Annotated in this window: 8 protein-coding genes; 1 reads left to right on the top strand and 7 read right to left on the bottom strand. The window is 63.4% G+C overall.

What is annotated here, in order from left to right; all coding sequences use genetic code 11:
* Window positions 1-43: 43 nt before the first annotated feature.
* Window positions 44-2,371, bottom strand: a complete 2,328-nt coding sequence (locus JVX98_RS16815) for a PAS domain-containing sensor histidine kinase (RefSeq protein ID WP_192447446.1) — start codon at window positions 2,369-2,371, stop codon at window positions 44-46.
* A 286-nt stretch (window positions 2,372-2,657) separates the two neighbouring features.
* Entirely contained in the window at window positions 2,658-5,306 is a 2,649-nt protein-coding gene (gene pepN, locus JVX98_RS16810; RefSeq protein WP_205239242.1) for an aminopeptidase N, read from the bottom strand.
* A gap of 429 nt (window positions 5,307-5,735) precedes the next feature.
* Here pepN and JVX98_RS16805 point away from each other — a divergent pair, with 429 nt between their 5' ends.
* Window positions 5,736-6,674, top strand: a complete 939-nt coding sequence (locus JVX98_RS16805) for a DMT family transporter (protein ID WP_205239241.1) — start codon at window positions 5,736-5,738, stop codon at window positions 6,672-6,674.
* An 8-nt stretch (window positions 6,675-6,682) separates the two neighbouring features.
* Here JVX98_RS16805 and JVX98_RS16800 read toward each other — a convergent pair whose 3' ends face one another.
* The 5 genes from JVX98_RS16800 to JVX98_RS16780 form a co-directional block, all read right to left on the bottom strand.
* Window positions 6,683-7,975: an MFS transporter gene (locus tag JVX98_RS16800; RefSeq protein WP_205239240.1), complete on the bottom strand. Its 1,293-nt coding sequence runs from the start codon at window positions 7,973-7,975 to the stop codon at window positions 6,683-6,685.
* Between the two features lie 197 nt (window positions 7,976-8,172).
* A complete protein-coding gene (locus JVX98_RS16795) occupies window positions 8,173-8,328 on the bottom strand; it encodes a hypothetical protein (protein WP_192447443.1) in 156 nt (51 codons plus the stop codon).
* 73 nt (window positions 8,329-8,401) lie between these two features.
* Entirely contained in the window at window positions 8,402-8,578 is a 177-nt protein-coding gene (locus JVX98_RS16790; RefSeq protein ID WP_089043882.1) for a hypothetical protein, read from the bottom strand.
* A 178-nt stretch (window positions 8,579-8,756) separates the two neighbouring features.
* The gene (locus tag JVX98_RS16785) at window positions 8,757-9,638 is read right to left on the bottom strand and encodes a uracil-DNA glycosylase family protein (protein ID WP_205239239.1); all 882 of its coding nucleotides are present in this window, start codon (window positions 9,636-9,638) and stop codon (window positions 8,757-8,759) included.
* Window positions 9,639-9,735: 97 nt separating this feature from the next.
* Window positions 9,736-11,034 (bottom strand): Hsp70 family protein, encoded by a 1,299-nt coding sequence (locus JVX98_RS16780; RefSeq protein ID WP_192447441.1) that lies wholly within the window; start codon window positions 11,032-11,034, stop codon window positions 9,736-9,738.
* Between the last annotated feature and the right edge of the window lie 23 nt (window positions 11,035-11,057).

Raw genomic sequence — 11,057 nt, 5'->3', positions numbered from 1 at the left:
TGCGGAAGGCGCGCGGACGTCCGCGCGCTGATTGAGACCTACCTCAGGTGCGGTCCGGGATCCTGACCGAAATGATGGTCCCGACATTCTCGGTCGAGTGTATTCTCATGCTGCCGCCGTGTAGGCGGGTGAGCGAACGCGAGATCGCGAGCCCCAGGCCGGATCCGCCCTTGCTCTTGGCGTACTGGCTCTGCACCTGTTCGAAGGGCTGGCCGATCTTCTGAAGCGCGTCGCGCGGAATGCCGATGCCGGAATCGGCGATGGTGAGTGTCACCGCGCCCGTCACCTTGCGTGCCCGAAGCGAAATCCGCCCGCCCTCATTGGTGAACTTGACCGCATTGGACAGGAGGTTGAGCAGCACCTGCTTCATGGCCCGCCGATCGGCGACCATGGTCAGGCCCGACGAGATCTGCTGCACCACGTGAATGTTCTTCTGCTCGGCCGGTATCGTCGTAAAGCGCAGCGTTTCCTCGATGAGGGGCGCGAGATCGATCGTCTCGCGGCTGATGCGCATGTGCCCTGCCTCGATCTTCGACATGTCGAGGATGTCGTTGATGACGTTCAAGAGATGCTTGCCGCTCTCATGGATGTCGCGCGAATACTCGTTGTACTTCTCCGAGCCGAGCGGCCCGAACATCTGGTTCTGCAGGATCTCCGAGAAGCCGAGGATGGCGTTGAGCGGCGTGCGCAGCTCATGCGACATGTTCGCGAGGAACTCGGACTTGGCGCGGTTGGCCGCTTCCGCGCGGTCCTTTTCGACCTGGTAGTTGGAATTGGCGATCGAAAGCTCTGTCTTCTGCCGCTCCAGCGTCATGCGCGAGGCCGAGAGGTCGCCGATGGTGGCCATCAGCCGCCGTTCGGATTCGCGCAGGCGCACCTGGTGGCGCTTCAGGAGCGTGATGTCGGTGCCGACGGAAACAAGGCCGCCGTCGCGCGTGCGCCGCTCGTTGATCTGCAGCCAGCGCTCGTCCGCAAGCTGGACTTCGCTCGTCTGCGACTGGTTGCTGTGATCCGGGTCGGCGATCCGCCGCTCGACCACTGGCCGCGCTGCCGCCGTATGCACGGCGATGCGTTCGGTGCCGGGAACCAGCACATGATCGGGAAGCTTGTAGGCCTCCTGGAAGTGGGTGTTGCACATCACGAGGCGGTCGTGCTTGTCCCAGAGCACGAAGGCCTCGGAGGTACATTCGATGGCGTCGGCAAGCCGCTGGTCGGCCTCGGCGTAGCGCTGGGCAAGCCGGTGCTGTTCGGTCACGTCCATGGCGATGCCGATCAGATGCGCCCGGCCCGAGGCGGTGCGGATAATCTCGGCGCGGGCGCGCAGCCACACGTAGTGACCGTCCGCATGGCGCATGCGGAACACCTGGTCGATCTGGCGCGCGTCGCCGCGGGCGATCGTGCGGGCGACGCTGTAGATGCCGTGATCGTCAGGGTGCATCAGACGTGCGGCGTCGCCGAAGGAGAGCACGCTGCTTTCGCCTGGCATGCCGAGCATTTCGTACATCGAGCGCGACCAGAACAGCCGACGGTTGGCGAGATCGAAATCCCAGAGGCCGCAGCGGCCGCGCGAGAGCGCCGTCTCGACCCGCAGGTTCGATTCGGCAAAGACCGAATCGGCATCGCGGGCGCGTTTTGCCTGGATGTAATAGGCGTAGAGCACCATCAAGAGGATGGCCGAGATGCCGGCAAACAGCGTGACGTTCAGCGAAACCTCGTCTCGCCAGGTCGTCTCGAGCTGGGTGACCGGCGTTGCGGCCAGCACGACGCCGGCCGCATCGGGCAGCTGCGCCAACGCCACGATGTGGTCGGCGCCGGCGATCGCCGTTTTCATGATGCTCGAATGCTCGCCGAAATATTGCAGCGTCGCGATGTCGGGCGCGGCCGCGGCGAGCGTGCGACCGATGAGCGGGCCACCGCCTTCGGTGCTTGCGAAGATCCGCCCGTCCTTGCGCACCGCGAGGATGAACGTGCCGGGATCGAGCATGCCGGTCGGCAGAAACTGGCTGAAGCGTTGCTCCGCCTCGGCGCGCCGGCCCTCATCGAACAGCGCGACGCCGTCCGTCTGGAAGGCGGCAACGGCGATCGCCGCCGCAAGGCCGACGGTCTGGCGCGAGCTTTCCTCCATGCGGGCGTGCTCGTCCATGATGCTGGACATGCGCGAAACCGCCACGATAATCAGGAACGCAATGATCAGGATTGGGATGGAGCGCTTGAGAACGGGCTCCGCGTTTGCCAGGCGGCGCGAAGCCGGCCCGGCAAAGATCTTCGCCTGCGAGATAAACTCCTGCTCCAGGCCGGTGACGCCTGGAAGCTTGAGTCGCAACCGCCCGTCGGCTGCGCTCGCTGGTCGCGCGTCCGCCATCTTTCCCAATGCTCTAAACCCTCTGATGATTCGGCGCGCCGCTCGCCCGAATCTGACTCAATGAATCACAGGGCGATTCGCCTTGTCCAGAGGCGCTGGTAAAGATTTGTTAACCATTTCTTATCGTTGGAAAATAATAGGCCGGGTCGCGCTACAGCGCCGCGCGTCTTAGTCAGACGCGCAAAGGCCGCTGTAACACTTTGATTTGCTGCATGTCTTTTCCCTTAAATCGAGGTCGATTTAAGGAGACATGCAGTAGCGGCCCGGCCCCAGGAAAATCAGGCTTTGGCGATGCTCAGGCCTTGAGCATGCGCTCGACGATGTCGCCGACATCGGCCGAAAGTTTCGGTGCGCCGGCGATCTCCTTCAGCGCCTTGCGGGCATGCCCGGCACGCTTGTCCTCCAGCGAACGCCAGGAGCGCATGGAGGTCAGGATGCGGGCCGCAAGCTGCGGATTGCGCGGGTCGATGTCGAGGATCTGGCGCGCGAGGAAGCGGTAGCCCTCGCCGTCGGCGCGGTTGAAGCCGGTCGGGTTGGCAAAGGCGTAGGTGCCTACCAGCGAGCGCACGCGGTTCGGATTGTTGCCGTTGAACAGAGGCTCGTCCATCAGCGCCTTGATGCGATCGAGCGTTCCAGCGCCCGGGATCGTCGCCTGCACGGCGAACCACTTGTCGATGACGAGCGCGTTGTCGGCGAAACGGGTGCGGAATGTTGCAAGCGCCTCTGCCGCCTCGGCCGAATCCGGGAAGCGGTGCGCGAGCAACGCCAGCGCATGGCTGAGGTCGGTCATGTTGTTGGCCGCCGCAAAGGCCTTCGCCGCACGCTCAGGGCCGTCGTCGGCCTGAACGAGGTAGGTGAGCGCGCTGTTGCGCAGTGCCCGCCTGCCGGCGCTTGCCGCATCCGGGCTGAACTCGCCGCCGGAGACGAGCTCGTCGGCGAGCTTGAGGAAGGTGTCGCGCCCGGCGACGGCAACAGCCGTCAGGATCTGCTGGCGAGCCGCGTGGATTGCGTCCGGATCGTTGTTGGTGCCGATCTCGCGGGCGATATCGGATTCGCTCGGCAGTGCCAGCGCCTGCGAACGGAAGGCCGGCTCGAGGCTGTCGTCGGCCGCGGCCCGGATCAGGCCGTCGATCAGCGCCTTGTCCGCGGTGACTGGCTTGCCGGCGCGGACATTCGCCGTCGCCTCGACGAGATTGCCAAGCGCGATGGCGTTGAGCGCCTGCCAGCGGGCGAAGAGGTCGCTTTCGTGGTGCGCGATCAGCGCGAGGTCGTCGGCGCTCTGCTCGATATGCAGGTTGATCGGCGCGGAGAAGCTGCGGTTGAACGACGGAACCGGGCGCGAGGGGATGCCCGAGAAGACGACCGTCTGCTTGCACTCCGTCAGATGCAGGACATCGTCGGTCATGTCGGCGCCGGAAACGGCGGTAAGGGCCGCTTCGCTGCCGTCTTCGAGCAGCAGACCCATCTTCAGCGGAATGTGCATCGCTTCCTTGGCGCTCTGTCCGGGCGTCGGCGGCACGGTCTGTTCGAGCGACAGGGTAAAGGTCTGCTTGGCGGCGTCATAGGCGCCCGAAGCGGTGACCAGCGGCGTTCCGGCCTGGTGATACCAGAGGGCGAACTGGCGCAGATCCCGACCGCTTGCCGCCTCGAAGCAGGCGACAAAATCCTCGATCGTCACCGCCTGGCCGTCGTGCCGGTCGAAATAGAGATCCATGCCCTTCTTGAACAGATCGCGGCCGAGGATGGTCGCAATCATGCGGGTGACTTCCGACCCCTTTTCATAGACCGTCGTCGTGTAGAAGTTGTTGATTTCGCGGTATTTCGTCGGACGCACCGGGTGGGCAAGGGGACCGGCATCCTCGGGGAACTGCTCCGACTTCAGATGACGCACTTCGGCAATGCGCTTGACTGCGCGCGAGCGCATGTCGGCGGAGAATTCGTGGTCACGATAGACCGTCAGGCCTTCCTTCAGGCAGAGCTGGAACCAGTCGCGGCAGGTGATGCGGTTGCCGGTCCAGTTGTGGAAATATTCGTGCGCGATGATCGCCTCGATATTGGCGTAGTCCGCATCGGTCGCCGTTTCCGGGTCCGCAAGCACGTATTTGTCGTTGAAGACGTTGAGGCCCTTGTTCTCCATGGCGCCCATGTTGAAGTCGGAGACGGCGACGATCATGAAGATGTCGAGGTCGTATTCGCGACCGAAGGCCTCTTCGTCCCACTTCATCGAGCGCTTGAGCGCATCCATGGCGTAGGAGGCGCGGGGCTCCTTACCGTGTTCGACATAGATCTTCAGCGCGACGTCGCGGCCGGACATGGTCGTGAAGGTATCCTCGACCACGCCGAGGTCGCCGGCGACCAGCGCAAAGAGATAGCTCGGCTTCGGATGCGGATCGAACCAGGCGGCGAAGTGACGGCCGTCGCCCATGTCGGCGCCGCCGAGATAGTTGCCGTTCGAAAGCAGGAGGGGAGAGGACGCCTTGTCGGCGATGATGTTGACCGTGTAGACGGCGAGCACATCGGGACGATCGGGGAAATAGGTAATGCGGCGGAAGCCTTCGGCTTCGCACTGGGTGCTGTAGACGCCGTTGGTACGGTAAAGCCCCATGAGCTGCGTATTGGTCTCGGGCGAAAGCAGCGTGGTGATGGTGATTTCGAACGGGGCGGTTTCGGGCAGGCCGCGGATCGTCAGCGTATCGTCGGCGAGATCGTAGAGCGACGTCGCAAGCTCTTCCTGGTCGAGCAGCAGGCCGGTCATGGTCAACTCGTCGCCATCAAGCACGAGCGGCGCGGCACTGTCGACACCTTCGCGGCGATGGAAGATCAGCCGGGCCTCGACCTTGGTCTCCTTCGGGTCTAGCTCGAAGGTCAGATCCACTCTCTCCAGAACGAAGTCGGTCGGCCGGTAGTCTTCCAGATGAATGATCTGGCCAGTATTTGTCCGCATGGTCAGTCCCGCTTGCACCGTTCTACTGGAGAATTTGTAGAGGGCGCCTGTGATGGTGAAAAGGCCAAGGGGCGAAAAGCTGGGCTGTGCCACACGATTGTGATGCCGGCGACCGCACTTCCGGCAGAAAAGACATGGCGTCCGTTAATCTTCCCGCTCCCTTATCGGACCGATGTGTACCGAAGTGGGACTAACAAGACATGAATTGGAAAGGTTTTTTTCGGGGCGGCTAAAGAAAAGCCGGCCGCCCTACTGTCGAAGGTTAATCGATCAAGAAAAAACGTCATTCATCACGAAGTTTGATCCGACTTTCCTGCGAAGCGTCGCTAAGGTGATGGGGTCCTGCAGCGGTTCTCTCCGCTGAAAAATCTCCAAACCAGCCCGCGTGCCTGCTGATTGCCGGTCAAGGCTGTTCGAAAAGTGCCCTCAATGAATGCGGAAGTCGAAAGCCCGATGAAGGGGATCCTGCTCAAGGTCCTTTCCGTCGTCATTTTCGTTTGCATGTCGACGCTGATCAAGGCGGCCGGAAACGAGATCGCCACCGGCCAGATCACCTTCTACCGCTCGGCCTTCGCCATGGTGCCGATCCTCGGTTATCTCGCTCTTCGCGGACAGTTGCGCGACGCTTTCAAGACCAAGGACATCACTGGCCATATCGCTCGCGGCTTCATCGGCATTCTCGCAATGAGCTTCGGCTTCTACGGTCTTGTGCACCTGCCGCTGCCTGAAGCCATCGCCATCGGCTATGCCATGCCGCTGATCGCGGTCGCCTTCGCCGCAATCTTTCTCGGCGAATCCGTCCGGCTTTATCGATGGTCGGCGGTCGTCATCGGGCTGGTCGGGGTGATGATCATCACCTGGCCGCGGCTGACGCTGTTCGAAGAGGGGGGCTTCGGTTCGTTCGAGGCCATGGGGGCGGCCGCGGTGCTGGTCTCGGCGGCGCTCGGCGCCGTTGCGATGGTGCTGGTGCGAAAGCTCGTCAAGAATGAGCGTACCCACACGATCGTGCTCTATTTTTCGCTGTCGGCTTCGGTCTTCTCTCTCGCGACCTTGCCTTTCGGCTGGCCGTCGATTTCGCGCGAAGCCTTCCTGCTCTTGATGTTTGCCGGTTTCTGCGGCGGTGTCGCCCAGATCCTTCTGACCGAGAGCTATCGCCATGCCGACATGTCGACGATCGCACCGTTCGAATACACCTCGATCGTGCTCGGCCTGATCATCGGATACTTCCTGTTCGACGATGTACCGACGGCCACCATGCTTGTCGGCACAGCCATCGTCGTCGGCGCCGGCATCTTCATCATCTTTCGCGAGCACCGGCTCGGCCTCGAGCGCCGGGGCGCCCGCAAGCATGTGACGCCGCAGGGCTGAGCCACGGCCTATGGCCGCGGGTTTTCCCAGGCCGGGACCGTGTCGTCGTCGATCAGCGGTTCCTGTGCCGCCTGCAGGGCAGCCGGGCTCGTCACATCGGGGCCGGGTGTCGGCATGACGCTCGTCGCCTGGAAGTCGGTCTTGACGACGAGCCCCTTGTGCTGCTCGCGCCGCAGAATGCGCCAGGCGGCATAGCCGCCATAGAGCGCGAAGTAGACGGCAAGGACGAGAAACAGCGCCGCCGGGCCGAAACGGTCCATGACCGGACCGACCATGAGCGGGCCGGAAATCGTGCCGAGCCCGTAGGTGATCATCAGGCCCGAGGACGTCTCGACATATTCGTTGGGCTTGGCAAGGTCGTTGGCATGCGCGACGTTCAGCGCGTAGATCGGGAAGAGCACCGATCCGACGAAGGCGGCGATGATGTAGAGAACAGCGGGCTGGCTGCCGATCGATGCCGACATCACCAGGCACGAGATAACGCCGACGCTGCCGCAGCCGACCATGACGATGCGCCGGTCGATCTTGTCGGAAAGACGCCCGATGGGGATCTGCGAGAGGGCGCTACCCGTCAATAGCGAGGCGAGCAGTGTGGCGCCTTCCGCCGTCGAAAGTCCGATCTTCTGGGTGAAGACGCCGCCAAGGTTCAGCCAGGCGCCCGACAGCGCGCCGGCAAGAAAACCGCCGACCACGGCAACCGGCGAGCGGCGAAAGAGGGCGGGGATATCGAACTTCGCCTGGGCCGGCGGCGCCGGCATGGGGGATGAGGAGAGCGCCGTCGGCAGCAGCGCCAGCGAGAAGAGCACGCTGCAGAGCATGAACAGCGACGTGTTGGTCGGATCGCCGAGTGGCACCATGTATTGTCCGCCGATCGTGCCGACCATCGTCGTGATCAGGTAGAGCGAAAAGAGCAGGCCGCGGTTTTCATTGGTGACGCGCTCGTTGAGCCAGCTTTCGATGACGAGATAGCTGCCGGAGATGGCAAATCCGGCGATGGCGCGGAACACGATCCAGGCGCGCCAGTCGACGATGAGGCCGCAGAGCAGGATCGCGATGGAGAGCAGGGTGATCAGCGCGGTGAAGACGCGCACGTGGCCGACTCGCAGCACGAATTTCGGCGTGACGACGCAGGAGATCGTGAAGCCGACCGTATAGCCGGTGGCAATCACCGAGACCGTCAGCGTCGACCAGTTCTCCGCGACGGAGCGCACGGGGATAACATAGCTCTGCAGGCCGAAGCCGACCATCATGAGCAGGGTCGACACCATCAGGCTGAAGACGGAAGCGAGGCTGGCCAGCATCGGCGCTCCTGGAAACGTGGCGCTTCGTCATTTGTCCGATGACAAGCAAACGCAGATGGAGCGAGGAACGGTCTGGCGGGACCGGATGAGCCTGACACTCCTTAGTCGGGACGAGTGTGGCTCTATCCAGTTTTCTACGCCCTGTCGATTGCGACAGGCGATGGCAAAAAGGCGGTGTGTTGGTCTTCGGGCAGCGATCAGTTCGGCAGCAGCGGGCTTACGGCCATGCGATGGGCGCGGCGTGCATCCTGCTTGGTGCTGAGAACGGTGTATTCGCGCGAGGCGCGCACGGCCGTACCGATGTCGTAGATCGAATCGAGCAGGACCTTGAGGCTGGCGATTGGCTTGGTCATGGGTTCGTTCCTTTCTTCGTGCCGGGTCAAACGACGTGTCACGCGATACGCAAGGCCGCGTATCGCGTGGGGATCAGCGCTGGATGAAGTCGGCGAAAATCTGCGCCGGACGGGTGGTCCGGGCGAGGCCGATCGCGGTCATCTGCTCGTTGGCTGCCGTGCCAAAGCGGTTGAACGGCGTCCGGTAAGCAGCGCCGGTGTGGCGGAGCGTCTCAAAGCTGCTGTGGATCGGACGAAAGCGGGCAGTCATGGTTCAATTCCTTAAATCCCATTCCTCCCGTGCCAGTATATTGCGCTGCAACATACCATTTTGCAATGCGTCAAAATGCGCCGCTGATATGCGCAGGCCGCATGGCTTTCTTCATACTTTGTTCATGAAACGGGCAGGCGGGCGAGAGCACCATCCGGGCAGGGCGCTTTCCTCGGGATCAGCCGTGAATGCGGGCCTTGAAGGCAAGCAGGTCCTGCCAGACGAAGCGCTTGTTGATCGGCGCGGTCACCAGGTCTTGCGGATGCAGGGTGGCAAGGGTCGGCACGTTGATGCCGCCGATCGCAAGCTCGCGCCATTCGCCGCGAAGCTGGTGGATCGTGTCGTTGCCGCCGAAGAAGAAACGGGCGGTGAAATTGCCGAGCAGCAGCAGATGCTTGGGCTCTGCCAGTGCGATCTGGCGTTCGATGAAGGGGCGGCAGATGTCAGCCTCGCGCGCCGTCGGTACGCGGTTGCCCGGCGGGCGCCAGGGCACGACGTTGCTGAGCAGCACGCCTTCGCGCGTAAGGCCGATGCCGGCGATCATCCGGGTCAGCATCTCGCCGAGGCGGCCGGCAAAGGGCTGGCCGTCGCGATCGTCGTCGGCATAGGGCATCGGGCCGACGATCATGATGCCGCTTGCCGCATCGCCTTCGGCAAAGACCAGATTGCGGGCGCTGTTCCTGAGATTGCAGCCGGCAAAACCTTCCATCGCAACGCGGAGCTCGGCAAGCGACCGTGCCGATTCGGCGGCAAAGCGCGCCTCTTCGATCGCCTGCGCATCGGGGATGGCGACCGCAGGGGCGTTCGCGACTGGGGCAGGTGCGCGGGAAGGGGTGGGAGCAGCGGCCGCGGTCTGGCGCGCAGCCGGTTGCGAGGCGGATGCGTCCGCCCGGTTGCTGGTTGCTGTCGCGCGGCCACTGCCGCGCGCTGCCTTCATCGCCTCGAATTCGGCGAAACGGTCGACCGGCTCCTCTTCCAGCAGCCATTCGACGCCCGCATCGCCGTGGAAGGCGAGGAGGGCGGCAAGCTGCGCCGGAGAGAGGTCGTGGGCGGAAATCATGGCCGCCAACCTAGCCCATAAGCGGCCGGACCGGAACCGCTTTTCCGGCGCTCGGCCCTCCTATCCAAGGTCATGCACATCGGGCCCGCGCGTCGCCTCAGGCTGCGTTCGCGGTCCAGTGGGCGATGTCCTCGTGCTCGCCGATCAGCGCCAGGCCGTGGGCGATCGACAGCAGTTCGCCGCCGCTTTCGATCCGGTCGGCATCGAAGCGCCGCTCGAAGATGGCGCGTACGGCTGGAACGAAGGAGGTGCCGCCGGTCAAGAACACCTTGTCGATCGTCTCGGGTGCCGTTGCGGTCGACTGCAGCACGTCGTCGAGCGCGCCTTCGATGCGGGCGAGCTCCGGTGCGATCCAGCCTTCGAAATCGCTGCGGCGAACGGTGCGGCGCGACATCTCGCCGAGCGGCGCGAAATAGAACTCGGTCTCGTCCTGCTTCGACAGCTGCATCTTGGTTGCCGAGATCGCGTTGTAGAGCGGGTAACCTTCGTCATGCTCGATCAGGTCGACGAAGGCCTCCAGCTTTTCCGGCTCCAGGCTCTGGCGCACCAGCTTCTTCAGATCCGTGAAATCTTTCAGTGTCTTGAAGATCGAAAGCTGATTCCAGCGGCCGAAATTCGCGTAGTAGTTCGACGGCACCTCAAGCAGCTTGTCGAAGCTCTTGAACAGACTCCCCTTTCCGATCAGCGGCGAGACGACGTTGTCGATGATGCGGAAGTCGAAGTGGTCGCCGGCGATGCCGACGCCCGAATGGCCGATCGGGGTTGCCGTCAGGCGTCCGGCCTTGGTCTCGAAGCGGATCAGCGAATAGTCGGTCGTGCCGCCGCCGAAGTCGGCGACGAGCACGGTCGCATCCTGCTTCAGGTTCTGGGCGAAGTAAAAGGCCGCTGCCACCGGCTCGTAGACGTAGTGCACTTCCGGGAAGCCGAATTCGGAGAGGGCCGCGCCGTAGCGCTCGAGCGCCAGCGCCGGGTCGGGGCTGGAGCCGGCAAAGTGCACCGGACGGCCGACGACGATGCGGCTGTATTGGTCTGCCCAGCCGTCACCGGCATAGTCGCGCAGCTTGGTCAGGAACACGCGCATCAGGTCTTCGAAGCTGTGGCGCTTGGCAAAGACCTGCGTGCCCTGGAAGAGGGGGCTTGCGGCAAAGGTCTTGATCGACTGCAGGAAGCGACAGTCGCCGGGATTGTCGATGAAGGCGCGGATGGCGGCCTGACCCGCCTCGACCTTCAGCGCCTGGGCGCCAAGCTTGGCATCCTTCATGAAGGAGAGGGCAGTACGCATGGCGTCGGTCGAGCCGGCGAGGCTGTCGAAGTGCATCGAATGGGTCGTGTCGCCCGCGGCAACCGCCAGAACGGAATTGGTGGTGCCGAAATCAAAGCCGAGTGCCTTGACCATGAGTGTCTCCTTGCGTCTGGCGT

Origin of the sequence: Ensifer sp. PDNC004, from assembly GCF_016919405.1 — a bacterium.
Lineage (GTDB): Bacteria > Pseudomonadota > Alphaproteobacteria > Rhizobiales > Rhizobiaceae > Ensifer.
The sequence above is the reverse complement of the archived record's forward strand: the minus strand, read 5'-3'. Positions and strand labels throughout refer to the sequence as shown.